At 61.2% G+C, this 26,179-nt stretch carries 23 protein-coding genes; 8 read left to right on the top strand and 15 right to left on the bottom strand.

Features of this window, described 5'->3' with window-relative positions:
• Nucleotides 1-196 precede the first annotated feature (196 nt).
• The 5 genes from glnT to ACIOYV_RS06025 all read left to right on the top strand — a co-directional run bounded on the left by glnT (nucleotide 197) and on the right by ACIOYV_RS06025 (nucleotide 6,084).
• On the top strand, nucleotides 197-1,531 hold the full coding sequence (glnT, locus tag ACIOYV_RS06045) for a type III glutamate--ammonia ligase (protein ID WP_401321772.1): 1,335 nt from the start codon (nucleotides 197-199) through the stop codon (nucleotides 1,529-1,531).
• Between the two features lie 72 nt (nucleotides 1,532-1,603).
• On the top strand, nucleotides 1,604-2,509 hold the full coding sequence (locus ACIOYV_RS06040) for a glutamine amidotransferase family protein (RefSeq protein WP_401321769.1): 906 nt from the start codon (nucleotides 1,604-1,606) through the stop codon (nucleotides 2,507-2,509).
• 11 nt (nucleotides 2,510-2,520) lie between these two features.
• On the top strand, nucleotides 2,521-3,204 hold the full coding sequence (locus ACIOYV_RS06035) for a protein glxC (protein WP_201180157.1): 684 nt from the start codon (nucleotides 2,521-2,523) through the stop codon (nucleotides 3,202-3,204).
• Between the two features lie 15 nt (nucleotides 3,205-3,219).
• Nucleotides 3,220-4,548 (top strand): FMN-binding glutamate synthase family protein, encoded by a 1,329-nt coding sequence (locus tag ACIOYV_RS06030; protein ID WP_401321766.1) that lies wholly within the window; start codon nucleotides 3,220-3,222, stop codon nucleotides 4,546-4,548.
• 210 nt (nucleotides 4,549-4,758) lie between these two features.
• Nucleotides 4,759-6,084: an ammonium transporter gene (locus ACIOYV_RS06025; protein WP_401321763.1), complete on the top strand. Its 1,326-nt coding sequence runs from the start codon at nucleotides 4,759-4,761 to the stop codon at nucleotides 6,082-6,084.
• Nucleotides 6,085-6,137: 53 nt separating this feature from the next.
• On the opposite strand, the gene ACIOYV_RS06020 is transcribed toward ACIOYV_RS06025, so the two are convergent.
• The 9 genes from ACIOYV_RS06020 to ACIOYV_RS05980 all read right to left on the bottom strand — a co-directional run bounded on the left by ACIOYV_RS06020 (nucleotide 6,138) and on the right by ACIOYV_RS05980 (nucleotide 17,217).
• Nucleotides 6,138-7,070, bottom strand: a complete 933-nt coding sequence (locus ACIOYV_RS06020; RefSeq protein ID WP_401321761.1) for a bifunctional 5,10-methylenetetrahydrofolate dehydrogenase/5,10-methenyltetrahydrofolate cyclohydrolase — start codon at nucleotides 7,068-7,070, stop codon at nucleotides 6,138-6,140.
• Nucleotides 7,071-7,157: 87 nt separating this feature from the next.
• On the bottom strand, nucleotides 7,158-8,837 hold the full coding sequence (locus tag ACIOYV_RS06015) for an APC family permease (RefSeq protein WP_401321758.1): 1,680 nt from the start codon (nucleotides 8,835-8,837) through the stop codon (nucleotides 7,158-7,160).
• Between the two features lie 75 nt (nucleotides 8,838-8,912).
• Nucleotides 8,913-11,255 (bottom strand): DUF1989 domain-containing protein, encoded by a 2,343-nt coding sequence (locus tag ACIOYV_RS06010; RefSeq protein ID WP_401321755.1) that lies wholly within the window; start codon nucleotides 11,253-11,255, stop codon nucleotides 8,913-8,915.
• 15 nt (nucleotides 11,256-11,270) lie between these two features.
• Nucleotides 11,271-12,638: an NAD(P)-binding domain-containing protein gene (locus tag ACIOYV_RS06005; protein ID WP_401321752.1), complete on the bottom strand. Its 1,368-nt coding sequence runs from the start codon at nucleotides 12,636-12,638 to the stop codon at nucleotides 11,271-11,273.
• 51 nt (nucleotides 12,639-12,689) lie between these two features.
• Nucleotides 12,690-13,556: a formyltetrahydrofolate deformylase gene (gene purU / locus ACIOYV_RS06000; RefSeq protein ID WP_401321749.1), complete on the bottom strand. Its 867-nt coding sequence runs from the start codon at nucleotides 13,554-13,556 to the stop codon at nucleotides 12,690-12,692.
• Nucleotides 13,557-13,587: 31 nt separating this feature from the next.
• A complete protein-coding gene (locus tag ACIOYV_RS05995) occupies nucleotides 13,588-14,718 on the bottom strand; it encodes an aminomethyltransferase family protein (protein ID WP_401321746.1) in 1,131 nt (376 codons plus the stop codon).
• Nucleotides 14,719-14,752: 34 nt separating this feature from the next.
• Nucleotides 14,753-15,769 (bottom strand): heme-dependent oxidative N-demethylase family protein, encoded by a 1,017-nt coding sequence (locus ACIOYV_RS05990; RefSeq protein WP_401321743.1) that lies wholly within the window; start codon nucleotides 15,767-15,769, stop codon nucleotides 14,753-14,755.
• 9 nt (nucleotides 15,770-15,778) lie between these two features.
• Nucleotides 15,779-16,708, bottom strand: a complete 930-nt coding sequence (locus ACIOYV_RS05985; protein ID WP_401321740.1) for a PDR/VanB family oxidoreductase — start codon at nucleotides 16,706-16,708, stop codon at nucleotides 15,779-15,781.
• On the bottom strand, nucleotides 16,705-17,217 hold the full coding sequence (locus ACIOYV_RS05980) for a dimethylamine monooxygenase subunit DmmA family protein (RefSeq protein ID WP_401321737.1): 513 nt from the start codon (nucleotides 17,215-17,217) through the stop codon (nucleotides 16,705-16,707). Before ACIOYV_RS05980 ends, ACIOYV_RS05985 begins: the two co-directional genes overlap by 4 nt.
• Before the next feature lie 189 nt (nucleotides 17,218-17,406).
• Between ACIOYV_RS05980 and ACIOYV_RS05975 the strand changes: the two genes are divergently transcribed.
• From ACIOYV_RS05975 to ACIOYV_RS05965, 3 genes are read left to right on the top strand one after another with little or no spacing between them, the layout of a single operon-like run.
• A complete protein-coding gene (locus ACIOYV_RS05975) occupies nucleotides 17,407-18,552 on the top strand; it encodes an ATP-binding protein (protein WP_401321734.1) in 1,146 nt (381 codons plus the stop codon).
• Nucleotides 18,521-19,192 (top strand): response regulator, encoded by a 672-nt coding sequence (locus tag ACIOYV_RS05970; protein WP_401321731.1) that lies wholly within the window; start codon nucleotides 18,521-18,523, stop codon nucleotides 19,190-19,192. Before ACIOYV_RS05975 ends, ACIOYV_RS05970 begins: the two co-directional genes overlap by 32 nt.
• Nucleotides 19,193-19,951 (top strand): PAS domain-containing protein, encoded by a 759-nt coding sequence (locus ACIOYV_RS05965; RefSeq protein WP_401321728.1) that lies wholly within the window; start codon nucleotides 19,193-19,195, stop codon nucleotides 19,949-19,951.
• Between the two features lie 144 nt (nucleotides 19,952-20,095).
• On the opposite strand, the gene ACIOYV_RS05960 is transcribed toward ACIOYV_RS05965, so the two are convergent.
• From ACIOYV_RS05960 to ACIOYV_RS05935, 6 genes are all read right to left on the bottom strand, one after another.
• On the bottom strand, nucleotides 20,096-21,139 hold the full coding sequence (locus tag ACIOYV_RS05960; RefSeq protein ID WP_401321725.1) for an LLM class flavin-dependent oxidoreductase: 1,044 nt from the start codon (nucleotides 21,137-21,139) through the stop codon (nucleotides 20,096-20,098).
• A 102-nt stretch (nucleotides 21,140-21,241) separates the two neighbouring features.
• Nucleotides 21,242-21,727 carry a flavin reductase family protein gene (locus ACIOYV_RS05955; protein WP_401321723.1) on the bottom strand — a complete coding sequence of 162 codons (486 nt, stop codon included), beginning with the start codon at nucleotides 21,725-21,727 and terminating at the stop codon, nucleotides 21,242-21,244.
• A 445-nt stretch (nucleotides 21,728-22,172) separates the two neighbouring features.
• Nucleotides 22,173-23,327, bottom strand: coding sequence for an ABC transporter ATP-binding protein (locus ACIOYV_RS05950; protein WP_401321720.1), 1,155 nt, complete (start codon nucleotides 23,325-23,327; stop codon nucleotides 22,173-22,175).
• Nucleotides 23,328-23,344: 17 nt separating this feature from the next.
• Entirely contained in the window at nucleotides 23,345-24,154 is an 810-nt protein-coding gene (locus tag ACIOYV_RS05945) for an ABC transporter permease (RefSeq protein ID WP_401321718.1), read from the bottom strand.
• 6 nt (nucleotides 24,155-24,160) lie between these two features.
• Nucleotides 24,161-25,105 carry an ABC transporter permease gene (locus tag ACIOYV_RS05940; protein WP_401321715.1) on the bottom strand — a complete coding sequence of 315 codons (945 nt, stop codon included), beginning with the start codon at nucleotides 25,103-25,105 and terminating at the stop codon, nucleotides 24,161-24,163.
• On the bottom strand, nucleotides 25,102-26,127 hold the full coding sequence (locus ACIOYV_RS05935) for an ABC transporter substrate-binding protein (protein WP_401321713.1): 1,026 nt from the start codon (nucleotides 26,125-26,127) through the stop codon (nucleotides 25,102-25,104). The genes ACIOYV_RS05940 and ACIOYV_RS05935 overlap by 4 nt, the downstream gene beginning before the upstream one ends.
• Nucleotides 26,128-26,179 lie beyond the last annotated feature (52 nt).

Below are 26,179 nucleotides of genomic sequence, written 5' to 3'. Positions count from 1 at the left end.
CGGGCAGTATTCCCACAGGGAAAAGAATATTCCCATATATACAGCACAAAAGCGCCTGTCACGGCGTTTCGACGTTTCACTCGCGAATCTGGCAAGGGCTTTGCATTCCTATTGGGAAAATAACTTTCTTTTTAGGAATAAAAAGACGGTCAAGGCCCATCCAGAATGTTTTGCCTTTCGCGAGGAGTGACGAGCAATGTTGCCAGCAGAAACCCAGCGCATCATCGACAAGCACGGGATCAAGTACGTGCTTGCGCAATTTGTGGATATTCACGGTGCGGCCAAGACCAAGTCGGTGCCGATCTGTGGGCTCAAGACCGTCGCTGAAGAGGGGGCGGGTTTTGCCGGATTCGCGATCAGTGGCATGGGCATGGAACCCCACGGTCCGGACTTCATGGCTCGCGGCGACTTGTCCACCCTGACCCCGGTGCCTTGGCAGCCGGGTTACGGGCGGGTGGTGTGCGTCGGCCACGTCGACGGTAAGCCGCATCCATATGACAGCCGTTATGTGCTGCAGCAACAAGTGCAACGCCTGGAAGAAAAGGGCTGGACCCTCAACACCGGCCTGGAGCCCGAGTTCAACCTGATGCGCCGCGATGAGAGCGGCAAGCTGCAATTGGTCGACCCCAGCGACAACCTCGACAAGCCTTGCTACGACTATAAAGGCTTGTCGCGCTCTCGCGTTTTCCTTGAGCGGCTGACCGAAGCCCTGCAGGCCGTGGACTTCGAGGTCTATCAAATTGACCACGAAGACGCCAACGGCCAGTTCGAGATCAACTACACCTACAGCGACGCCATGACCTCGGCGGACCGCTTCACCTTCTTCCGCATGGCCGCTGGCGAAATCGCCAATGACCTGGGCATGATCTGCTCGTTCATGCCCAAGCCTGACCCGAAACGGGCAGGCAACGGCATGCACTTTCACCTGTCGATCAGCAGTGCCGACAACAAAAACCTATTCCATGATGCCAGTGATCCGAGCGGTATGGGCCTATCGAAACTGGCCTATCACTTCGCCGCGGGCCTGCTTGCTCACGGCCCGGCGCTGTGTGCCTTCGCCGCGCCGACGGTCAACTCCTACAAGCGTCTGGTGGTGGGCAATTCGTTGTCCGGTGCGACCTGGGCGCCAGCCTTTATCGCCTTCGGTGCCAACAACCGTTCAGCCATGGTGCGGGTGCCTTACGGGCGCCTCGAATTCCGTCTGCCGGACGCTGGTTGCAACCCTTATCTGGTCAGCGCCGCGATCATCGCCGCCGGTCTGGATGGCATCGATCGGCAGCTGGAAATCGACCACGTCTGCAATGAAAACCTCTACAGCCTGAGCCTCGAGCAGATCGCGGCGCGGGGCATCAAGACCCTGCCGCAATCGCTCAAGGAAGCCTGCGACGCGCTCGAAGCCGACCCATTGTTCGCCGAGGTGCTTGGCCCGCAGATCGTGGGCGAGTTCATCAAGCTCAAGCGCATGGAGTGGGTGGAATACAGCCGCCACGTCTCCGATTGGGAGATCCAGCGCTACACCGAATTTTTCTGATTTTCCATTTTGACAACCATTCGGGCACCCGGCACGGCGCCGGGCGTTCACTGCCTCCGAAGGAGACTTGATATGTGTGGAATCGTAGGCCTTTATCTGAAAAATCCGCAGCTGGAATCCCAGCTCGGCAAGCTTTTCGAACCGATGTTGCAGGCCATGACCGATCGTGGCCCGGACAGTGCCGGCTTCGCCATTTACGGCGATGAAGTGGCGGACGGCTGGGTCAAGCTGACCTTGCAGGCGACCACCGAAGGCTTCGACTGGAAAACCCTGATGGGCGAACTGGAAGGGCGCCTGGGCTGTTCGCTGGACTGGTTCCAGAACGCCAGTGCCGCGGTGTTGAAGATCCATGCCGAAGAGGCGCCGGTACGCCAGGCCCTCGCTGAACTGGCACCGAGCCTGCGCATCATGAGCGCCGGGCAAAGCATCGAAATCCTCAAGGGCATGGGCTTGCCCCAGGAGATTTCCCAACGCTTCGGCCTGGCCGGCATGAAGGGTAGCCACATTATTGGCCACACCCGCATGGCCACCGAAAGCGCGGTAACCATGGAAGGCAGCCATCCGTTTTCCACTGGCGCCGACCTGTGCCTGGTGCACAACGGCTCGTTGTCGAACCACTTCCGCCTGCGTCAGGAACTCAAGCGCGAAGGCATTCACTTCGAGACCGACAACGACACCGAAGTGGCCGCCGGCTACCTGACCTGGCGCCTGCAGCAGGGCGATTCATTGAAGGAAGCGCTGGATCACTCGCTGGAGGATCTCGACGGTTTCTTCACCTTCGCCATCGGCACCCGCAACGGTTTTGCGGTGATCCGCGACCCGGTTGCCTGCAAGCCGGCGATCCTTGCCGAGACGGACGACTACGTCGCCATGGCCTCCGAGTATCAGGCGCTGTCGAGCCTGCCGGGAATCGAACACGCCAGAATCTGGGAGCCTGCACCGGCCACTCTCTACATCTGGGAACGCGAGTCAGCTTAAGGAGCGCACACATGAAAACCATCGATCTTTCCACTGCCACCGTGCGTGACCTCAATCAGGCGCTGCACGATCAGGTCAATAACGTGACTGATCACGAGTGGGTGGTGACTCACTCCGATGGCAAGCACAACCTCGCGGTCGGGGTGAATGAAGCGGTGTCCATCGATATCCAGGGTCACGCCGGCTATTACTGCGCGGGGATGAATCAAAAGGCCTCGATCACCGTCCACGGCAACGTCGGTGTCGGTTGTGCCGAGAACATGATGTCCGGCTACGTCCGGGTCAAAGGCAGCGCCTCTCAGGCGGCCGGTGCCACGGCCCATGGCGGGTTGCTGGTGATTGAAGGCGACGCCGGGGCGCGTTGCGGGATTTCCATGAAGGGCATCGACATCGTTGTCGGCGGCAGTATCGGCCACATGAGCTGTTTCATGGGGCAGGCCGGTCGGCTGGTGGTCTGCGGCGACGCCGGCGATGCGCTGGGCGATTCGTTGTATGAAACCCACATCTACGTGAAAGGGACCGTTGAGTCCCTGGGCTCGGATTGCATCGAAAAAGAGATGCGCGCCGAGCACCTGGAAGAGCTGCAAGGGCTGCTCAACCGCGCTGGTTTCGAGCACAAGGCGGCTGACTTCAAGCGCTACGGTTCGGCCCGTCAGTTGTACAACTTCAAAGTCGATAACGCGTCCGCGTACTGATCCAGGAGCCATGACATGAGTGAGAAAACCCCTCCAGTGCTGCGCGAGTCAGCCACCTTCGACCGCCTGACCATCCAGGAAATCCAGCGTGCCGCGGAAACCGGCATCTACGATATTCGCGGCGGTGGCACCAAGCGCAAACTGCCACATTTCGATGACTTGCTGCTGCTCGGCGCCAGCGTTTCGCGCTACCCGCTGGAAGGCTATCGGGAGAAGTGCGGTACCGATGTAATCCTCGGCAACCGCTTCGCCAAGAAGCCGATTCACCTGAAGATTCCGGTGACCATCGCCGGCATGAGCTTCGGTGCTTTGTCGGCCAATGCCAAGGAAGCCCTGGGCCGTGGCGCGACCATCGCCGGCACCAGCACCACCACCGGTGACGGCGGCATGACCCCGGAAGAACGCGGCCAGTCGCAGCATTTGGTGTATCAGTATTTGCCGTCCCGCTATGGCATGAATCCGGACGACCTGCGCAAGGCCGACGCCATTGAAATCGTCCTGGGGCAGGGCGCCAAACCCGGTGGCGGCGGTATGTTGCTGGGCATGAAAGTCACCGAGCGCGTGGCGGGTATGCGCACCTTGCCGATCGGTGTCGACCAGCGCAGCGCCTGCCGTCACCCGGACTGGACTGGCCCGGATGACCTGGCGATCAAGATTGCCGAGTTGCGGGAAATCACCGATTGGGAAAAACCGATCTACGTGAAGATCGGCGCCAGCCGGCCGTACTACGATGTGAAGTTGGCGGTAAAAGCCGGGGCTGACGTGATTGTGCTCGATGGCATGCAAGGCGGCACCGCAGCGACTCAGGAAGTATTCATCGAACACGTCGGGATCCCGATTTTGTCGGCCATCCCACAAGCAGTACTGGCTTTGCAAGAGATGGGCATGCATCGCAAGGTTCAGCTGATTGTTTCTGGAGGGATTCGCAACGGTGCCGACGTCGCCAAGGCGATGGCGCTGGGTGCGGATGCGGTGGCCATCGGGACGGCAGCGCTGATTGCCTTGGGCGATAACCATCCACGTCTGGACGAGGAACTGAAGAAAATCGGCTCGGCTGCCGGTTTCTACGATGACTGGCAGAACGGCCGCGACCCGGCCGGGATCACCACGCAAGACCCGGAGCTGTCCAAGCGTTTGGACCCGGTGGAAGGTGGTCGGCGTCTGGCCAACTACTTGCGTGTGTTGGTGCTGGAAGCCCAGACCATGGCCCGGGCTTGCGGCAAGTCGCACCTGCACAACCTAGATCCTGAGGACCTGGTGGCGCTGACGGTGGAGTCGGCAGCCATGGCGCGGGTGCCGCTGGCGGGAACCAACTGGATTCCGGGTTCCGGCACCGGTTACTGAGGCTGAGTGAAAGACCTGTGGCGAGGGGACTTGTCCCCGTTCGGCCGCGAAGCGGTCGCAGAACGGCAAACGGGGTTTATCTGAAGGACCGCTGCGCGGTCCAACGGGGGCAAGCCCCCTCGCCACAGATTGAGAGGCCCGCCAAGAGGCCCATGAAATAACCATTGCTCGCTGCCAGACACTTTCCATTCTTTTGCAGGAGCTTTGAAAATGGTCAATCGTCTTCTCGGCAAATCCCTTCTTGTCTTATTGGCGACCGGCGCGCTCGCGCCGCTGGCCCAAGCGGCCGAAGCACCCACCTTGAACACCGGCAGCACCGCCTGGATGGTGACCGCAGCGGTGCTGGTGCTGTTCATGTGTCTGCCGGGCCTCGCCTTGTTCTACGGAGGTCTGGTGCGGGCGAAAAACATGCTCTCGCTGTTCACCCAGTGCTTCGGCATCGCCGGCCTGGTCGGCGTGCTGTGGGTGATCTATGGCTACAGCATGGTGGTCGACAGCAGCGGCATGGTCGAGGGGCAGGTGACGTTCAACAGTTTCGTTGGTGGTTTGAGTCGGGCCTTTCTGGCCGGTATGACCCCGCAGAGCCTGGTCGGTGACATCCCGGAAGGCGTGTTTGTGACCTTCCAGATGACATTCGCGATCATTACCCCGGCGCTGATTGCCGGCGCATTCGCCGAGCGCATGAAGTTCTCGGCGGCGCTGTGGTTCATGGCGCTGTGGTTTACCCTGGTTTATGCGCCCGTCGCCCATATGGTCTGGGGTGGTTCGGGCGCATTGATGCATAACTGGGGTGTCCTCGATTTTGCCGGCGGCACGGCGGTGCATATCAATGCCGGCGTCGCTGCTTTGGCTGCGTGCCTGATTCTCGGCAAGCGCAAGGGTTACCAGAATACGCCAATGCCCGCCCACAACTTGAGCTTGACCATGGCCGGCGCGGCGATGCTCTGGGTTGGCTGGTTCGGCTTCAACATCGGTTCCGGCGGCGGCCTCAATGGCACTTCGGGCATTGTCATGCTCAATACGCAGCTGGGTGCCTGCGCCGGGATTCTCGGCTGGATGTTCACTGAGTGGTTCAAGGTCGGCAAGCCGAGTGCTTTGGGCCTGGCCAGCGGTGCTTTGGCCGGTTTGGTCGGCATTACTCCGGCGTGTGCGTATGTGGGCGTCGGCGGCGCGTTGGCCATCGGCCTGCTGTGCGGGGTGTTCTGCTACTTGAGCGTCACGGTGCTGAAACGCCGCTTCGGCTATGACGACAGCCTCGACGTGTTTGGCTTGCACGGTATCGGCGGAATGATTGGCGCGGTATTGACTGGCGTGTTCTGCGTGCCGTCCCTCGGCGGGCTGGTGGAAGGCGTGAGCATGGGTGCTCAGGTCGTGGCGCAAATCAAAGGCGTGTTGTTGACGACGGTGTACTGCTTCGTCATCAGTTGGATCATTCTCAAGGTGATCAACGCGGTGATTGGCTTGCGTGCCGACGAGTCAGTGGAGGAGATGGGGCTGGACCTGGCCGAGCACAACGAGAGTGCCTACAACCACTAATCGCTACTGTTAATCGACACGGCCCACTTTCGAGTGGGCCGTTTTCGTTGGGCTCAGCTCAACGCCAGGTCGCTGACCGACCGCTGCTCGCGAACCTTGGAGGCACGCTGCAACTGGCTGGCGATCAGGGTGTTCTTCAGCAAATAAGCAATGGTCATCGGCCCGACGCCACCGGGTACCGGCGTGATCGCGCTGGCAACGGCACGCGCGCTGGCGTAGTCGACATCGCCCACCAGATGACTGCCGGATTCGTCGGTGACGCGATTGATGCCGACGTCGATCACCACAGCTCCAGGCTTGAGCCAACTGGCATTGATCAGCCCTGGACGGCCCACCGCCGCGACGACAATATCGGCCAGTCGGCACAGTGCCGGAGCATCGACAGTGCGCGAGTGCACCACGCTGACCGAACAGTTTGCCTGCAACAGCAGGGTTGCCATGGGTTTGCCGACAATGTTCGAACGACCGATGACCACTGCGTGCAAGCCGCTCAAATCACCGCAGGTTTCGTTTAGCAGACGCATGCAGCCGCTGGGTGTGCAGGGTGTCAGGACTTCGACACCTTGCACCAGGCCGCCGACGTTTTCCCGATGAAAACCGTCCACGTCCTTGATCGGATCAATGGCATGAATCACCGCGCCTTCGTCGATATGGGCCGGCAATGGCAACTGCACCAAAATGCCGTTCACTGTGGCATCGGCATTCAGTTGGGCAATCAGTTCCAGTACTTGCGCCTGGCTGGCTGTTTCCGGCAGGCGGTATTCAAGGGAGCGGATCCCGACTTCCTTGGCCCGCAGCAATTTGTTGCGCACATAGACCTCACTGGCCGGGTCTTCACCGACGAGCAGCACGGCCAGGGCTGGGTAGATCTGCTGTCCGGCCAGGACCAGAACCTCTTCTCGAACTTCGTCGAGAACCTGGACAGAGATGGCTTTGCCGTCGATAACGCGGGCAAGTGCAGGGGAGGTGCTGACCAAAAGAGTCACCGTCGTTTTGATTGATAGGGGAGCGAAGTGATCACCGAGGCGTTGTTATGCCCCGATGATCCTTCAGAGACCTGCAAGCAAGTGCGCTCAGGCTACGAGTTGATGGCAACCGTACACCACCAGTACACCCGCGATCAGCGTGGCATAAGGCAACCAGCCGGCGCGTTTTTGACCGGTATCGGTCTGAATGTAAAGGTCGCTGAGCATCGCTTCCGGGAAGCTTCCCTTGTCCTGCACATAATGGCGGTAGCAGAACACCGGAAGAATCAACAACGCCAGCAACAGGCCGGTCACCAGCGTACCGGCGCCCCAGATATCGGCTCCCAGCCCCATGCACGCCAGGTTGACGAAGCTCAGTACGCCGCCCGCGACCAACAGCACGGTCGGGGCCTTGTACGGGCGTATCCAGTCGGGACGGTCCAGGCGATGGATCCAGCCGGCATTGAGGTTCAGAAAATTGAAGATGATGTAGCTGACGTTGGACGCGGCCAGCACGAACACATAATCGGACATCAGCAACAGCAGCAGGTTGAACGACAAGTCGGTCCACATCGCTGCGGTAGGCGCGCCGTGTTCGTTGGTGCGCCCCAGGTATTTCGGCAGCCAGCCATCCACCGATGCCTGATACAGAGTGCGCGAGGAGCCGGACATCGAGGTCATGATCGCCAGCAAGGTGGCGAGGACCAACATGATCAGTACAATATTGGCCACCAGCTTGCCGCCGCCGATGCTGTCCGCCATGACCTGCCCGACGCCCATGCCGCTGTAGATCGCGGGTGACAGCAGACCGTTATAGACCGCCGGTGTGACCACCGCGCCGCTGGCATCGAGCACCGCCGGGGTCACCAGCTGTCCGAGTCCGAGGCTGCCCTGAAACGCGAGGGGCACCAGGGTGAACACCAGAATGCACAGCAGGCCGGCGTAAAAAATGGCCTTGAACGTGTCACGCTTGGGGTCCTTGAATTCCCGGGTGTAGCACACCGCTGTTTCGAAGCCGTAAGTGGACCATGCGGCCATGAACAGGCCGCCGGCCATCAATGACCACCCGGAAATATCCCAAGGCCCGTCGATCACTTGCCCGGCTGCGTCATGGGCCAGCGGGTACAGCGGCAGAAAATTAGCTTGGGCTGCGTCCCCGGTGAACAACGGCACCACGCCCACCAGCAACAAAGGAATCAGCGAGGTCACGCCAAGCACCAGGGTCAAACGTGCCGAACGCAAGATGCCGCCATGCTGCACGGCGAACACCGTCAGTAAAATCAACAGGCCGATGGCGAACGTCGCATTGATCCGTAGTGACAGGCCGCTCTTGACCCAGCCCAGGTCAAGCAGGGTCAGTTGCCAGGTATTGATCAGCGCATCAGCGGGAAACAATGCGGTGAGGATGTAACCGGCTGCCAGCCCCGAACCAATGGACAAAACCGGGGACCAGGCCAGCCAGTTGCACCACACCGAGACCGGCGCAATCAGCTTGCTGTAGCGCACCCAGGCGACTGCACCGTAGACCGACGCACCACCAGATTTGTGTGGGAACAATCCGGCGATTTCGGCATAGGTGAAGGCCTGGATGAAGCCGAACAGAATCGACACAATCCAGACGATCCAGGCCGGTTTGCCTACCGTGGCGGCAATCGCGCCGATAGAGAACAGCACCAGGGCGGGCACGCCACTGGCGACCCAGAAAGCCCCGCGCCAATCGATCTTGCGGTGCAGGCTGCCCACTGAGCTGGCGGCCTGCGGTACGGCCTCGAACGTAGTCGCTTCCATCTTCGTATTCCCATGTCTGAGTAGAGGGGTAGTGGGGCAGTCAAAGTCGGGTGGCGCTTAAGCTCATGTGATCGATCAGCTGCGTACCCGGCTCTTGTCGGGGTCGTAGAAAATCGCTGCGGTGACCGTGGCGCTGATGCGCTTCTGCAGGCCATCGACTTTGCCAATCTCTAACGCAGTGCCGACGTCGGCGCAGGCTACGTCCACCCGGCACAGCGCAATATTGCTGGCCAGCAACGGCGAGCGGCAGGCACTGGTGATGACCCCGACCTGGGCTCGGCCGCGGTACACCGGGTCGCCGTGGTGGGCGCCTTCGTTGCCGCTCAGTTGCAGACCCACCAGTTTGTGAGCGGGATGCGCGCTGCGCCGTAGCAGAGCGTCGCGGCCAATGAAATCGTCGGTTTTGCTTTTCAGTGGCACGGAAAAACCGATGCCCGCCTCAAAGGGATCGGTCTGGTCGCTGAACTCGTAACCGGCAAAAATCAGCCCGGCTTCGATGCGCAGCATGTCCAGCGCTTCCAGGCCCAGCGGCACCAGGCCCAAGGGTTGGCCCAGCGCCCAGATCCGGTCCCAGACCCGCTCGGCATCCTCGGGCTGGCACCAGACTTCGTAGCCCAGTTCGCCGGTGTAGCCGGTGCGCGAGATCATCAACGGGCAGCCGTCGTAACCGTCCAGGCGGCCCACCAGGAAACGGAACCAGCCCAGGGTTTCCAGGCTCGGTTGGCTGGGCGCGGTCCAGACCATCTGTTTGAGTAGCTCGCGGCTCATCGGGCCTTGCACCGCCAGGTTGTGAATCTGCTCGCTGGCGGACTTGATCCAGACCTTCATGCCGAGCTTTTGCGCCTGTTCGCGCAGCCAGACGCCGGCATAATCCTCGCCGCAGATCCAGCGGAAATTGTCCGGGCCCAGGCGCAGCAGGGTGCCGTCGTCGAGCATGCCGCCGTGCTCGTGACACATCGCCGAATACACCACTTGACCCACCGCCAGGCGCCGCACATCGCGGGTCAGGCAGTACTGCAACAAGGCTTCCGCGTCCGGGCCGATGATTTCGAATTTGCGCAGGGCGGTCAGGTCCATCACCGCCACTCGCTCGCGGCAACCAAGGTATTCCTCGATTGCGCCATAGCCGTCATAGCGCAGCGGCAGCCACCAGTTGCGGTAGTCGACGAAGCTGTTGGTCAAGGCGCTGGTGCGTGAGTGAAACGCGGACTCACGGGTGAGTATCGGGTCGGCATCGGCCGTGGTTCGAGTGCTCATGGCGATGGAAAAACGCTCCTTTTCGCTGTAGATGCGGACATGGATATCGGTCGGGTTCCAGCCATTGGCCGGGTCGATGTCATCCGGGCACGAGGTACTGCCGCACAGCAGGTCGGTCATGGCCCGCAGCAGCACGTAATCACCGGGACGCGACCAGGGTTCATCCAGGGTCATCTGCTGGTGTGCGTCGATTCCGGTATTGAAAAAGAAATTGATCGCAGGCCAGCCATTGCGAGCCTTGACCCCATGGGAGGCGAGCACTCGGCTGAGGTTGTCGCTGCAGTTGTCGTGCCCGAAGTAGCCATGGCTCTCGTAGTAGCGCGCGGCGCAGGCCAGGGCGAAGGAATCGTGGCGGCCGACGGTGTCACGCACCACCTCGAGCATCGGTTGCATCTGTCGGTCGAAAAACTTTGAGAACAGTCCCGGTGCCGGGTAGGCGCTGCCGTTCAGGGTGCGGGTCACGGTCTGGTCAAGGTCCAGTTCCAGACCGTGATCCAGTGCCCGTCGATCCAGAGCGACGAAGTCCGAGCACTGGCGACCGGCGACATCCAGCACCTGCACATACTGACCTTTGCCGACGGTGTAGCCGTGGGCGGTGCCGGCGCTGAGGGTGAACTCGTCCAGCAGCTCACCCAGCGGCTCGGGCAAGTGTGGCAGCAGCAGGGGCGAGGGATTGGCCCGTGTCACCAGCAGTCGCAGCTCGCTGGGCCGATACTGGCGGTCGACGGCCGTTGGCCCGGCGGGTGCCGCGACGATCACTAGCAGCTCATCGCTGGCGACGAAGTGGCGGCTGAAGCCGGCAGGGCTTTCCTCGTCCCAGAGTGACGCGGCGCTGGGCAGGTGGTGTGGGTCAATCGCACGTCGGCTCAGCGCCTGGCCAATGCGACGCGATTGCAAGGTCGGCTCGGCGAGCCGTGCGCCGATGAACCCGCAGGCCGTCGAACCGCTCAGCGCCCAGGCCGCCAGGGCGCAGCGGCCCAGCGTATCGACGGCCAGCAATTCGCAGGGTTGCCGGCCTTCGAGGTCGATCACTTGCAGGCTGTCGCCGGGCTGCAACGCGACAAGGGTCAGGCCGCCGGCGGCCACCCGATAGCGCTCCAGGGCCGGGGCCCGAGCAAAGAGTCCAGGCTCCCGCGGGCGGGAAACACGAGGTGCATTCATGGTGGGGCTCCCGGGTCAACCGATCGACTTGACGGACATCGGCGGTTCAGCGAGGTACGCCGCCATGGAATCGTCCAGGGCATGCAACCAAGGCGTGTGGTGGGGTGGCGACTGGGTGCCGGTCATCAGCGATCGGTAGGATTTGTCTCGGTAACCCATGATGTTGTGGGCCTTGTCGTGCTTCCAGTGCAGGAAGGTGTCGTTGACCCCGGCGATATCAAAGTTCGGGTAGTCGGTGGCGTCCACCAGTTGCTGGATATAGGCACCTTGGTATTCGAACATCTGCTGGTTGGTTTCAAGCTGCTGTTCGCGGGCATGCCATTCCTGGATATCGGCGGCCCTTTGTGTCTGGTCGGGTAGAGCGATGCGTTGCAGGATCACGTCGCGGGCGTACCAGGCCTGGGCGTCGAACATGTTGAACGAGTACCACTGGTCCTGCATGCCGAGGTAGATCAGTTGCGGGTTGGGCTGCCAGAAAATGCCTTTGTACAGGTTCATCGGCCACAGTCGGTTGTCGGTCTTGAGGCACAGCTCGTCCGGCAGGAAGGGAAAGTGATGTTTGTAGCCGGTGCAGAGGATCACCACATCGATGTGCTTGTGGGAACCGTCGATAAAGTACGCGCGGTTTTTTTCCAGGCGTTGCAACAGCGGCTTTTCTTCCCAGTTGGCGGGCCAGTCATAGCCCATGGGCGCGGTGCGGTAGCAACTGGTGATGCTGCGGGCGCCGTATTTGTAGCACTGGGAACCGATGTCTTCGGCGGAATAGCTGCTACCGACAATCAGCAGATCCTTGCCCTTGAACTCCAGCGCTTCGCGGAAATCATGGGCGTGCAGGATGCGCCCGCCGAACTGCTCGAATCCGGGGAAGTACGGCATCTTGGGCGTCGAAAAGTGCCCGCAGGCGTTGATCACATAATCGAACTCTTCCGAGGTCCGGGTATCGCTGTCGTGGTCGTGGGCGACCACCGTGAAGCGGCGAGTCTCTTCGTCAAAGGTGACCTGGCGCACCACATTGTTGAAACGGATGTAGTCGCGCACCCCGGCTTTTTCGACGCGCCCCTTGATGTAATCCCACAGCACTTCCCGTGGCGGATACGAGCCGATAGGGCGACCGAAATGTTCCTCGAAGCTGTAGTCGGCGAACTCCAGGCACTCTTTCGGGCCGTTGGACCACAAGTAGCGGTACATGCTGCCGTGGACCGGTTCGCCGTTTTCATCCAGGCCGGTGCGCCAGGTGTAATTCCACATGCCGCCCCAGTCTTGCTGTTTTTCGTAGCAGACCAGCTCTGGAATGGGCGTTCCCTGGTCCCTGGCCGATTGAAATGCCCGCAGTTGAGCCATGCCGCAAGGGCCGGCGCCGATGATTGCTACGCGTGTGGTCATGGTCGTCTCTCGTGGCTGTGTCTCGTGGCTATGGATCGGAAAAGGGCTCGCTCAGCGAAAAATCACCGTCTTGTCCTGGTTGATGAATACCCGGTGTTCCAGGTGGTATTTCAGGGCTTTGGATAGCGCTACGGTTTCGGTGTCGCGGCCGATGGCGACCAGCGCTTCGGGCAGGTAGGTGTGATCGACTCGCTGGATTTCCTGTTCAATGATCGGACCTTCGTCGAGGTCGCTTGTGACGTAGTGGGCGGTGGCGCCGATCAGCTTCACGCCACGGTCGTAGGCCTGGTGATAGGGTTTGGCACCCTTGAAACCGGGCAGGAACGAGTGATGGATATTGATGGCCCGGCCGGACAGCTGCTGGCACAGACCGTCAGACAGAATTTGCATGTAGCGGGCGAGTACCACCAGGTCGGTCTGGGTGTCCTCGACGATGCGCATTAACTCGGCTTCCTGACTGGCCTTGCTGTCCTTGTCGACCGGCAGGTAGATGAAGCGAATACCTTCGCGTTCAGCCATGGCCCGCAGGTCCAGGTGGTTGGAAACCACGGCGGTAATGTGCATGTCCATCTCGCCCTTGCGGTGGCGGTACAGCAGGTCGGTCAGGCAGTGATCGAACTTGCTGACCATCAGCAGCACGCGGGTCGGCTGACTGCTGCAGAACAGCTGCCACTGCATGTCGAAGCCGCCGGCCAGGCCGCCCAAACCTTCGCGCAGAGCACCGATATCGCCGATCACGCCGGTGTTGAAGCGGAACACCGCGCGCATGAAAAACTGCCCGGTGAACTCGTCGTCGAATTGCGCCAGCTCGCTGATGTAGCACTGCTGTCCCGCCAGACAGGTGGTGATCGCGGCAACGATGCCGGACGCCGCCGGGCAATTGATCTTGAGAATGTAATGTTCGCTGGAAGTGTCCATCGAAGATCCCTTGGATTAAGTGGTTGGAGGCTCAGCCCTTGGCCGTGCGCTTGGTTTTTTCCGGATCGTCGAAGGGCAGGGTGTGGGTCACGGCGGCGCTTTCCTGACTGCCGCGCACCTGCAGGGCAATGCCTGGGACCGAGCAGGCGACGCTCATGCGGGCGATGGCCATCGAGCGTTTGTTCAAGCGTGAATACATGCCGCAGGTGATCACCCCGACTTGCTGGTTGCCTTGCCACAGGGTGTCGCCGGCCTCCGCGGCGCGGACGCCATCGAGCAATACGCCGGTGATCTTGAAGCGCTCCTGGCCGCGCAGGCGAAAGTGCTCTTCGGCGCCACGGAACTCACGCTTGTCCGGGGACACGGTGAAATCCAGGCCCATTTCCCACAGGGTGTCGCCAGCCTTCTGATCGGCAAAGGGGTACATCTGCGAGTTGTCGTAGGGAAAAAACATCAGCGAGCTTTCCACCCGCAACCAGTCCAGGGCAGTGAAGGCGCAAGGGATGATGCCCAGGCCCGCGCCTTGTTCAAGGATGCTGTCCCACAGCGCCGGAGCATCGGCGGCCTTGCAGAAGATTTCGTAGCCGCGCTCGCCGGTGTAGCCGGTGCGAGAGATCATCACCGGGCGATCGAACAGGCGGGTTTGCAGGTGATGGAAGTAAGGCAGTTGACGGATGCCGGGCACGTGCTCGGCGAGAAAGTCCACCGCCAGCGGTCCTTGTAGCGACAGGTCGTGCAGGTCGTCATCGAACAGTACCGCCACTTGCCGGCCTTGCGATGAGCGCACCAGCATTTCGTGGCCGCTGCCGGCACCGTGCACCACCATGAAGGCGTTGGGACCGGTGCGGTAGACGATGCAGTCATCGACGAATTTGCCTTCCTCGTCGAGCATCGAGGCGTACACCGACTTGCCGGGGTAGAGCTTGGCGATGTCGCGGGTGGTCGCCCATTGCAGCAGGCTCTCGGCGTGGGGGCCGACGTAGTGGACTTTTTTCAGCCCGGACACATCCATCAGCCCGGCCCGTGTGCGGATCGCTTGATGGTGATCGGCCAGGTCGCTGTCGTAGGTCCAGGCAGTGCCCATGCCGTTCCAGTCTTCGAGGTTCGAGCCGAGTGCGCGGTGCCGTTCGGCCAGTGCAGAAATACGCCATGAATGCGCCATGTGAAGATCCTTGTCGGTGAAAGTGGGTCAGGGTTCAGGCTTGCGGGTCGAAGCGGCTCAGCCACTCGACCAGGGTCTGTCGGTAGCGGCTCATGCCCTTGTAGTCGGCGATCGGCTCGGGCAGGTCGCGCAGCACACGGTGCAGGCGGCAGCCCCAGCCGGGCTGAGTGACCAGCTCCTGCATGCTGATCAGGTAGGTGCGGATGCTGAACATCACCGCGTTGCTGCGGGGCAGACGGGCCATCACTTGCAACTCGACCCGCAAGTGAACCTGTTGCCCGACGTTTTCGGCGGTGATGCGGCCGCGGTCGGCGCCCCATTCATGGAAAGTCTCGGGGGACGAGTCCAGGCGCGGGTTGATGGTCAGCGTCCAGTTCAGGCGTCGCACCGGCTGCCCCACCTGCAGGTTGAGCAGGTACTTCAGCGCGCGGTCGAAGATGCCCATCTGGTGGGCCATGGGCACCGGCGAATGCCACTGCTTGAAACTCATGCCGGCGTCGAAGGCCAGGGACCAGTCGGCCGGGCTGGTGACCAGGCCGGCGTCCATGTACAGATCGCCGTCGCGTTGATCGAGCAGGGCGAAATCCCCCTGCACCTGTCGGCCAATGAACTCCAGCGGTTCGCAAGGCAGGGTCGCGGCATCACCGAACACAAAGCGCTGATCGATATCCAGCAGGGTGTTGCGCCAATGCCAGTGTTCAGCGTCACGCTCAAGGGTGAACCACTGCGGATAGTCGGCGGCCAGGTGCTCCATCAGCATTTGCAGCGCATCCCAGGCCGCCACTTGCATGTGCGGCAGTACCAGATAGCGGCGCGGATCCTTGTCCAGCACCAGGGCGCGTTCGGCCATTTCCGAGCGATAGTGTTCGTCGATGTCGAACCCGTGCTGGTAAATCGAGCCGGGATCCCGGGAGGTCGCCGGTTCGATGTTCACCGAATACAAGTAGCTGTCTTCGGTGAAGGGGAAGGGGAAACGACGGATGGCGGCGGGGCTGTTGTGAAAACTGAAATCGTCTCGATAGCTTTGCACGGGGCCTGGTTGAACGGTCATGGTCGACTCCTAAAGATCCAGCGAAACGGTAGGCCCGCAACCGCGGGAGACACAGGGCATGAGAAAGTCGACCTGCTCGGCGGGGCTCAGGAAACTGTCGCGGTGTTCGATATCGCCGCCCACGTGGCGGGTCATGCATTGGCCGCAGACCCCGCCACGGCACAGGTTGGGGATCTGCAGCCCGGCGGATTCCAGGGCTTCGAGCAGGCTTTGATCGGGGCCGACCCGCAGGCGCCGGCCGCTGCGCAGCAGTTCCAGCTCGAAGGGTCGGCCCGGTTGTGCGGCATTGAACGCCTCCCAGTGCACGCGACTGGACGGCCAGCCAAGTGCCTTGGCCTGTTGCCGAACTGCGTCGAGTAACGGTTGCGGGCCGCAGGTATAAAGGTGGCTGCCCAGCGGTCGATCACGCAGGATCCGGCTCAGGTCCGGGCGGCTGGCGTAGGTGTGCAGGCGCGATCCCAGTCGCTGTTGCAACGCCTCGACATAGGCATCGCTCAGGCCCGGACGACAGAGGTAGTGCAATTCGAAGTGAGCCTGGCGTTGTTCCAGGGCCGCGATATAGGCCATGAACGGCGTGATGCCGATGCCTCCGGCGATCAGGATGTGCAGACTGGCGGTCGAGTGCAGGGCGAACAGATTGGCCGGTGGCGAGATCTCCAGCCTGTCGCCGATTTGGACCTGCCGATGCAGGTAGTGCGAGCCGCCGCGGGAGGCTTCCTGCAAGCGTACGGCGATACGGTAATGCTGGCTGTCCGCGGGGTCGCCGGTCAGTGAATAGGCATTGCGCACCTTGCCCCCGGCCAGCGGCAGGTGAACCTGCACATGACTGCCGGGGGAGAAAGCCGGCAGGGGCCCGGCGCACGTCTGTAGGGTGAACTCGCGCACCACTGGGGTAAGCATCCTTGCCGCACTGACCCGCACCTTGATGACGGCGCTCATGACCGGACTCCGGCGTAAGGCTGGTCGGGGTTGGTGCAGACGCCGAGGTATGCCCCGAGGCGGCGGGAAAAGTGCTCCCGGACTTCCAGCCCGACTGCGCAACCGATGCAGCTCAGCAGCGGCTCCGGCCCGGCGGCCTGGGTCAGGCCGCAGTGCACGCAATACACCTGGCGCTGGCCGGTAATCGTACGGGTGATGTCGATCTCGTCATCTTCCAGTCCGGCGCTGCGGGCCTCGCCGTGGATACGCCAGATAAAGGCCTCGTCGCCCATGATGTAGAGATGGCTGCCGACGGTGGCGCTAACCAGCACCTGATGCAGGCGACGGGAAAAGTCGGCGCTCTCGCCATTCAGCACCAAGGGCTGTTCCAGTTCCCCGAAAAAGGGCGTGCAGACGGCCGCCGATTGCGTGACCACGATGTGCCGGGTGACGCTTTCACGAGGCAGCGGTTGGCGATAGCACGGGAGGCTGTGAAGTCGGTCCGGGGCAGCGCTGTGTCTATCCGTCATGTGGGCTTTCCTGGCGTTGAACTGGGAATTTGTTTCCTGTTGGGGAAGATAATTTCCTATGGGGAAAATCTTCTCAATCCGGAAAAAGGGCTATGCCTTTGGAGATAAGCCCTGAATAACGCCTGTCCGGGGCATGGAAGTTGCTGGTCTTTGCTCAAGGTTGAGCAACCGGACGGGGAGTTATCGATAGTGCGAACACGACCGCAGTGGTGGCCGCTCTGGTTGGGGCGTATCCGCCCCGAACAGGCACGCAGCGTGCGCAAACTGCTGACTGGATTACCTTTGTGTCAGGTGCACGCTGACGGTGCCTTGTCAGGTTTTCTGGACCGTTTCGAAGCAGTGTTACCGACCTGCAAACTGAATCTGATCCTGGGCGGCGAAGACCTGGGGCCGGCGCGGCGCGAATTGATCGAGGGCTGCCAGGACGTGGAACGCTGCCCTTGGCGCGACTCAACACTGGATGATGCGGCTCAGGTCTGTGGCCCTTGTCGGCAACGGGGCGTTCATCGCCTGGTGTGTGCCTTGCCGCAAAGTGACGATTCGAGCAAAGGGGTGTTGTTGCTGGATACCCCTCAACCGGTCCACGCAAGCTGGCGCCAGTTGTTGGAAGAGGCGGCGCAGGCGGTCGGCGTCACCGTGCGCTTGCGCTGCTACACCCGTGAGCAACAGCGCAAACAGGCGACCTCCCGGCACGGCGCCCTGGCTCGTGAGTTGCACGATTCGGTGGCACAGCAGTTGGGTTATCTGTCGTTCCAGGCGCGTTTGCTGCAGTCGCAGTTGGGCGAGCCTGCGCAGGCCACCGCGGCGTTACAGGAACTGTGCGGCGGCCTGAGTCAGTTGCAGCGTCAGGTGCGGGAGCTGATTACCAGCGCTCGTCTGACCATGGACGGGCGCTCGCTGCGTCAGGCCCTGGCCGACTCCGTCGCTGAGTTCTCACGGCGCTGCATCATCGTTTTTGAACTGGACAATCGCCTGGCTGATGATGCTTTGAGTCCGGAAACCGAATTGCAGATTCTGCAGATCATTCGCGAGGCCCTGGCCAACGCGGTTCGCCATTCCCATGCACGGCATGTACGCATCGAGTTGCGGCAAAACCAGGACGGTGATGCTTGCGTTTCGGTGGAGGATGACGGCATCGGACTGAGCCCGGCGTCAGGGGAGGAAAACCATTTCGGCCTCGCGATTATCCGCGAGCGCGCCGCGAGCATTGGCGCCCGACTGACCATTGACGCGATCCGCCCGCACGGGGTCCGCGTACACCTTGGCCTTCGTCGTCACCAAGACCTGCCACAGGGGAGTTTCGATGGACTGCACGACCTTATTACTGATCGATGATCACCCGTTGTTTCGCAAAGGCCTTGCACAGCTGTTCAGCGCCAGCGACGACTTTGAAGTGGTGGGGCAGGCCGCCAGCGGCCGCGAAGGCATCAACCTGGCGGTGAGCCTGGCGCCGCAGCAGGTCTTGCTGGATCTGCACATGCCCGGCTTGAGCGGTTTGCAGGTGCTCGACGAACTGCGTCAGTTGCGCCTCGACTGTCAGGTGGTGGTGCTCACCGCATCGATGGACCGGGCGGAGCTGTTGACAGCCCTGCGCCTGGGCGCCAGTGGTTATGTGCTCAAGGAAACCGAGCCCGATGCGTTGTTGGCCTACATGCGCAATTGCCACAAGGGCGCGATCGTTCTGGATTCAACCCTGATTGCGCTTCTGGCTGATCAGGGCGGGTCAGTGACCCGGCCCACGCACGATTCGGATCCGCTCGACACCGGCAACCTGACCGAGCGCGAGGGGCAAACCCTGGCCCTGATCGCCGCTGGCATGAGCAACAAGCAGATCGGTCGGGAACTGGGAATCAGCGATGGCACGGTCAAAATATATGTGAGGAATCTCTTGCAGAAGCTCAGCCTGCACTCGCGCCTGGAGCTGGCGGCGTGGGTGCACAACGGCGCATCAGTAAGACACGAGGAGCGTCATTAGATGATGGAACGGCCAGAGGCATTAGTGCAGACATTGCCTTCGCAGCTGATGGATCGCTTTCCTGCGGCGTTGCTTGAACTGCGCGATAACGGTCAGATCGCCCATTTCAATTTGGCCTGGGTCGAGCTGATGGATCTGCCGGGTACGGAACGCAACCTCATCGACTATGTGCACCACGAAGACCGTTCGTTGTGGCGTCAGGCCCTGCATGAACTGCGTCGGCACCCCGAAACCTCTTTCAACCAGCGGTTGCGTTTTGTTCACCCTTCGGGCGAACTGCGTTGGTTCGACGTCAGCCTGAAGCGCGGGCTTCAGGCTTTCTATCTGGTGGCCGGCGACATCACTGCGCACAAGCGGCGCGAGATTGCCCTGCAGGCCAGCCAGCGCAGCAGCATGAGCCTGCTCGACAGCATGCCGGGGCTGATCTATCGCGGTCGAAACAACCGCGACTGGACCATGGAATTCGTCAGTGCCGGTTGCCTGCAACTGACCGGGTATCCACCGGAGCGGCTGGTGGACAACCATGAGTTCACCTACAGCAGCCTGATCCTGGCCCAGGATGCCGATTACGTCTGGCGCGAAGTGCAATATGCCCTGTCACGGCAGGAACCGTTCGAACTCAATTACCGGATACGCTGCGCAGATCAGTCGATCAAGCATGTTTGGGAAAAGGGTGTGGGGATTTATGCCGACACCCGGGAGGTGCTGGGTATCGAGGGCGCGATTTTCGAGCGCAGCATGGATCGGCGAGTGCGCTGAGTACACCGTTGCGCCGTCCGGGTAAACCTGCTCGGCGCCGAAGGGAAGGGCGAGTGATGGGCTGCGATCATCGATCGATTGGAATCGATCCTACACGTGAATCAGCCCCTGGGCTTCGCGTCCGAGGGGCAGGGTGGTGGGCTCTCAGCGGAACGCCGGGACCACGTGTTTGATGAACAGCTCCAGGGATTTTTTCTTCTCCGCGTGGGGCAGGCTGTTATCGCACCAGAAGCTGAATTCGTCGACACCCAGTTCCTGGTAATACTTGATACGCGGGATGATTTCTTCCGGGGTGCCGATCATGGCGGTCTTGTGCAGACTCTCCAGTTCGAACTCCGGGCGAGCGGCGAACTTTTCTTCCGGGCTCGGCGCCAGGAAGCCATTGACCGGCACTTCCTTGTTGCCGAACCAGGCATCAAAGGTGCGATAGAACCTGGAGATCGCCTTGGCTCCGACTTTCCAGCCCTCGGGATCATCCGTAGCGTGAACATGGGTGTGACGCAGCACCATCAGTTGCGGGCGTGGCACGTCCGGGTTGCTATCCAGCGCGGCCTGAAACTTGTTCTTCAGGTCGAGCACTTCTTCGTCTCCCTTCATCAACGGCGTGACCATGACGTTGCAGCCGTTGGCCACGGCGAAATTGTGTGAATCCGGGTCGCGGGCGGCGATCCACATCGGCGGGTTAGGCTTCTGGATCGGCTTTGGCACGCTGGTGGATGTCGGGAATTTCCAGATGTCGCCATCGTGGGCGTAATCGCCTTGCCACAAGGCGCGCACCACCGGAACCATCTCGCGCAGTGCTTGACCGCCGGAGGAGGCGGGCATGCCGCCGGCCATGCGGTCGAATTCAACTTGATACGCGCCACGGGCCAGACCTACTTCCATGCGACCGTTACTGATTACGTCCAGTAGTGCGCATTCGCCGGCGACCCGCAGCGGGTGCCAGAACGGCGCAATGATGGTGCCGGCGCCGAGGTGAATGGTGGTGGTCTTGGCGGCCAGGTAGGCCAACAGCGGCATCGGGCTCGGCGAGATGGTGTATTCCATGGCGTGGTGTTCGCCGATCCAGACGGTGCTGAAACCGCCGGCCTCGGCCATCAGGGTCAGTTCGGTCAAGTCTTCGAACAGCTGACGGTGGCTGACGCTTTCGTCCCAACGCTCCATGTGCACGAACAGGGAAAACTTCATGACGCTTACCTCGGATCTTTTATTGTCGGCCTGTCGATCGGGAGTCGGCTGGCTGAATATTGGAGTATCGAAATTCGTAATATGCGCAGAATATTTTCTGGATCAGGCGAGCACAGGCAGGGCGCCCATCTTCCCGTGGCAATACACCAGTGGCCCGGCGCTCTGCTGGGGCACGATCAGGTTCTTCACCGCACCGACCATGATTGCGTGGTCGCCCCCTTCATATTCGCGCCACAGCTCGCATTCGATCACCGCTGCGGCGTTAGCCAGAATAGGGTTGCCCAGCTCACTCAAGGTCCATTCGATGCCTTGCGCCTTGTCTTTGCCTTTGCGCGCGAAAGCGTAGGCTTCGCTCTGCTGTCCGCCGGACAGGACGTGAATGGCAAAGCGTTTGTTCTTGATCAGTACCGGATAGGAATCGGAGCTGTAGTTGGGGCAGAACAGCACCAGTGCCGGGTCCATGGACAGCGAGCTGAAGGCGCTGGCGGTCAGGCCGACGATTTGGCCGTCGTCATCCAGCGTGGTAATCACAGTCACCCCGGAAGGAAACGAACCCATCACTTGTTTATAGATGGTGGCATCGATCATGGGACGGTCCTCTGACGGTGTAATGCGGTTTTTATGTGTTTGTAGGTCTGATGGTATACCGTAATACATAGTTTGCAAGGGCTTTTTCTGCAGACCGATAAACGTGCACCTCCGGTCTTAAAGCCAATGTTTACGGAGCTTTTAGCTAGGAAGGGTGCGCGTTTATGCGGCAGGATTGCGGCTCGGATGAACATTCAGAGACCGGGTCAGCCTTGTTCGAAAGATGGAATACCATAAGATGACCGGCATCTGAGGGATAGCCAAAGAGCAGCATCATGTGTCGAACTCGCGTTACCTCCCGGCGGATATCGGAATCGCCCGGCCGTTTTTCGCCACGTACCAGGCGGAGGGGGTAGTGAGAACAAAAAAGGCCGCTGCAACCCGACGTTGCAGCGGCCTGAGGGTGACAGTTGAATCACGACCCACTGGCATGGGCCGGCAAGGGTCAATGGGCGCCCGCAGCCTTGTTCAGATCGCTTTCGGCCCATTCGGTGTACACGCAGGCGTCCGCCGTGGCCCAGCGCACGCGCACCGGGTCGCCGGTCTTCAGTGCCATGCCAGCGGCGGAGAGCGCCTTGACGGTCATCGAGGTACCGCCGGAAGTCATCACCGTGCAGGTCTGGCTTTCACCCAGGAACAGCACTTCGCCCACAATGGCCGAGACTTCATTCCAGCCTGCCGCCAGCGGTTCCTGACGGGCTTGCTCGACGCTCAACGCCAAGGCTTTTTCCGGACGCACCATCAGCAGTACATCCTGATCAGTTTGCAATCCTGCGGTCAGTCGAATCGACAGCGATTGCCCTTCAAACGTAGCGACCGCATTGCCCTGAGCCTTGAGCTTGAGGAAGTTGGAGTTGCCGAGAAATGAAGCGACAAAGGCATTCGGCGGGTTTTGGTACAGGTCGTAGCCACTGCCCAAACCAACGATCTTGCCGTGGCTGAAAATTGCGATGCGCTGGGACAGGCGCATGGCTTCTTCTTGGTCGTGGGTCACGTAGACGATGGTGATGCCGAGGCGCCGATGCAGTTGGCGCAGCTCATCTTGCAGATCCTCACGCAGCTTCTTATCCAGTGCGCCGAGGGGTTCGTCCATCAGCAAGATGCGTGGTTCGTACACCAATGCCCTTGCGATGGCCACCCGTTGTTGCTGGCCGCCGGACAGTTGCGAAGGGCGGCGATGGGCGAATTCTTCCAGTTGCACCAGTTTGAGCATCGCATCGACCCGGCGCTCGCGTTCGGCAGCGGCCAATTTGCGAATCGCCAGAGGGAAGGCGATGTTGTCGCGCACCGACAAGTGCGGGAACAGCGAATAGCGCTGGAACACCATGCCGATGTCACGCTTGTGCGGCGGCACGTTCACCAGCGATTGGCCGCTGACCAGGATCTCGCCGCTGCTCGGGGTTTCGAAGCCGGCGAGCATCGACAACGTCGTGCTTTTGCCGGAACCGCTGGAGCCGAGGAACGTGAGGAATTCACCGTCTTGGATGTCCAGTGAGATGTTGTCCACGGCGGCAAAGTCGCCGTAGTGCTTGTTCAGGTTACGCAGGCTGACCAGGGTTTTGTTGTCCTGCTGCGCGGGGTCTTTGATCACGGCACTCATTGTTATCTCCTGGGCGCTCAGGCGCTGATTTCGTTGCGCCGGCGCAGGGCGGCGGCGATCACCATGACCAGCACGGACAAGCCGATCAGCAACGTCGAAGCGACGGCGATCACGGGTGTCAGGTCCTGACGCAGGGTGGTCCACATTTTTACCGGAAGGGTTTGCAGGGTCGGGCTGGCCATCATCACGCTCAGCACCACCTCGTCCCACGACACCAGGAAGGCGAACAGCGCACCGGCGACCATGCCCGGACGAATCGCCGGAAAGGTCACCTTGAACACCGCTTGCAAGCGCGATGCACCGCAGATCACTGCCGCATCTTCAATCGACTGATCGAACAATTTCAGCGAGTTGATGATCGAGATGATGGTGAACGGCAACGCGACGATCACATGGCTGACGACAAAGGCAAACATCGTCCCGGTGTAGCCGAGTTTGAGAAACAGCGCGTACACCGCTACCGCAATGATCACCAGCGGCACGATCATCGGCAGGGTGAACAAACCGTAGAGCATTTCCCGGCCGGGGAACCGTCCGCGCACCAGGGCGAACGCGGTCGGCAGGCCGAGGGCGACGGCGCAAATGGTGGTCAGCACCGCGACCTTGAGGCTGGCGAACGCGGCGTTCATCCAGTCGGCATTCGAGAAAAACTGGCCGTACCATTTCAGCGTCCAGCCCGGCGGCGGGAACACCAGCCACTGGGAGGAACCGAACGACAGCAGCACGATGAACACGATCGGCAACAGCAGGAACAGACCGATCAGCCCGGTGGTCGCATACAAACCGAAGCGCATGCGCCGGCTCATGGCATTGGGGGTCAGGAGCATGACGGTTTACCTCGCGTTGCTGGCGCCAACCGGGGATTCCGGCTGAAGCTTCAGATAGAAGTAGAACAACACCAGCGTAATCACGATCAGCAACGCGGCACCGGCACTGGCCAGGCCCCAATTCAGGAACGACTGCACCTGCTGGATGATGAACTCGGGCAACATCATGTTCTGTGCGCCGCCCAGCAACGCCGGGGTGACGTAATACCCGAGCGACATCACAAACACCATCAATCCACCGGAGAACAAGCCCGGCCGACACAGCGGCAGGAACACCCGGAAAAAATTGGTCCACGGGCTGGCGCCGCAGATCGAGCCGGCCTGCAGGATCATCGGGTCGATGGCCTGCATGGTCGCCTGCAACGGCAGGACGATGAACGGGATCATGATGTAGCTCATGCCGATCACCACACCGGTCAGGTTGTGCACCATTTCCAGCGGCTGATCAATGATGCCCATGGCCATCAGCGCCTTGTTGATCACCCCGGAGGCCTGCAACAGCACCAGCCAGGAATAAGTCCGCGCCAGCAGGCTGGTCCACATCGACAGCAACACGATGCTGAGGATCCAGCGACCCCAGCCTTTGGGCACAAGGGTGATCGCCCAGGCCAATGGAAAGCCGAGCAGCAGGCTGAACACGGTCACCAGCCCGGCCACCGAAAAGGTGTTGAGCAAGACCCGGGCGTACGCCGAGTTGGCGAACAGCTGCTCGTAGTTGCCCAGCCCCGGCACCGGCTCCAGCACGCCGCGTAACAGCAACCCAATCAGCGGCGCCAGAAAAAACAAGCCGAGGAACAGCAGGGCCGGAATCAGGTTGCTTGCGCCACGCCAGCGCTGTGCCAGTGAAGGGGATTGGTTCATCGCAGCCGCCTTGCCGAGTGCCGAGCCGGCAGCGCCAGTGGCGCTCCCGGTCTGCGTGGTTTGGCGGGACGCAGTTGCCGTCATTTTCATTTGACCAGCCATTCGTTCCACCGTGTCGCGATGGCCGGACCGTTTTTGGCCCAGTACGCGAAATCAAGAGTGATCTGATCCTTAGCGTAGGCAGTCGGCAGGTTCGGGGCCAGCACTGAGTCCAGGCGCGCCACGCTGTCGACGTTGACCGGCGCATAGGCGGTCAGGTTGGAAAAGTCAGCCTGGCCTTTGGCGCTGCTGGCGTTGGCCAGGAACTTCATGGCGGCGGCTTTGTTTTTCGTGCCTTTTGGTACAACCAGAATGTCGGCCATGACCAGGTTCTGTTTCCAGCTCACACCGACCGGTGCACCGTCTTCTTGCAGGGCATGGATCCGGCCGTTCCAGAACTGGCCCATGCTGGCTTCACCGGAGGCGAGCAGCTGTTGCGACTGCGCGCCGCCGCCCCACCAGACGATGTCTTTCTTGATGGTGTCGAGTTTTTTGAAGGCGCGGTCCAGGTCCAGCGGGTAGAGCTTGTCGGCGGCTACGCCATCGGCGAGCAGGGCCAGTTCCAGCACGCCGGGGCTTGGCCATTTGTAGAGGGCGCGTTTGCCGGGGTAGGTCTTGGTGTCGAACAGCGCGGACCAGTCTTGAGGCTTACCAGCGCCGAGCTTGCCTTCGTTGTATCCGAGGACGAAGGAGAAGAAGAACGAGCCGACGCCGTGATCGGAGACAAACCGTGGGTCGATTTTATCGCGCTGGATGACTGAGAAATCGAGGGGTTCGAGCAGGCCTTCGGCGGCGGCCCGCAAGGCGAAGTCAGCTTCGACGTCGACCACGTCCCACTGCACATTGCCGCTTTCGACCATGGCTTTGAGTTTGCCGTAGTCGGTCGGACCATCCTGGACCACGGTGATGCCGCTGGCTTTACTGAACGGATCGGCCCAGGCCTGCTTCTGCGCATCCTGGGTGCTACCGCCCCAACTGACGAAGTTGACGCTTTCGGCCGCCATTGCCACGTGACTGGCCGTGGCCAGTAAACCCGCGAACAGTACTGCGGTTGCACGTTTGTTCAACACCATTTTCACGCCCTCATTTGTTGTGTTTTGAGCGGGCTTTGTAGTGCCCGCCTAT

This window comes from Pseudomonas sp. NPDC087342 (genome assembly GCF_044744265.1).
Classification (GTDB): Bacteria; Pseudomonadota; Gammaproteobacteria; order Pseudomonadales; family Pseudomonadaceae; genus Aquipseudomonas; species Aquipseudomonas nunensis.
The sequence above is the reverse complement of the archived record's forward strand: the minus strand, read 5'-3'. Positions and strand labels throughout refer to the sequence as shown.